Genomic DNA, 846 nt, shown 5'->3' on the forward strand with positions numbered 1-846 from the left:
TCTACAACCACGACCGCCGACACAGCACAGCCGACATGCAGAGCCCCATCGACTACGAGACCAACACGGCCCAGGGCCTGCCCAAAACCGCATAAGGAAGCCCTCCACGATTCGGGGGGAACCACACGCCCGAGAGCGCTTCGCCCAGCAGGCGGGCAGGGTCGACAATGTCAGAAGCGGTCATCGTGATGACTCCTATCGAGAGTGCTTTGGAAGGTTCACTCGAAAGATCACGCGATGGCCGCGCTCTCGCCCCGACCACATGCCAAGCAACGATCACACTGGCCGCGCTACACCACTATCAGGGACACAACTCGGGCTACCGCAACACCACAGTGGAGAGCAACGGGCGCCAGGCCCATATCGCTGCCATCGACCCAGAGCGAGCCGACCTGGTCACCTGGGCCTTCACTGCCTACGCCACCGGCGACCACACTCTTAAATCCCTGGCCGCCGAGCTCGCCGCCCGCGGCCTGACCGTCCCTGCTACCGCCAACATGCCCGAGCGCCCGATCTCCATCCAGTCCCTGCACCGCATGCTGTCCAACCCGTTCTACACCGGCCAGATCGTCTACCGCGGTGGCCTCTACCCAGGAACCCACCAGGCGCTGACCGATGCCCAGACCTTCCAGCGAGTCCAGACCATCCTGGGCAGCAAGGTCAACGGTGAGCGCACCATCCGCCACCCGCACTACCTCAAATCCACCGTCTACTGCGGCTGTCAAGCCCTGGGTTTTGTGGAGGGTGTTTTATCTGGAGCCGGTGGTTGCCGGCTGGGGTTCGTCGATTGTCTGGCTGGTGCTCTGGTTGTCGGCTTGGTCGGTGTCGTCTGGTGGTGGGGTGTAG

The 846-nt window shown here is 63.4% G+C and carries 1 protein-coding gene; it reads left to right on the forward strand.

Features of this window, described 5'->3' with window-relative positions:
• Positions 1–335 precede the first annotated feature (335 nt).
• Positions 336–846 (forward strand): recombinase family protein (locus tag EUC46_RS12445; RefSeq protein WP_206646009.1); only part of this gene is annotated, 511 nt, incomplete at its 3' end.

The organism is Actinomyces oricola, from assembly GCF_004104015.1.
Taxonomy (GTDB): domain Bacteria; phylum Actinomycetota; class Actinomycetes; order Actinomycetales; family Actinomycetaceae; genus Actinomyces; species Actinomyces oricola.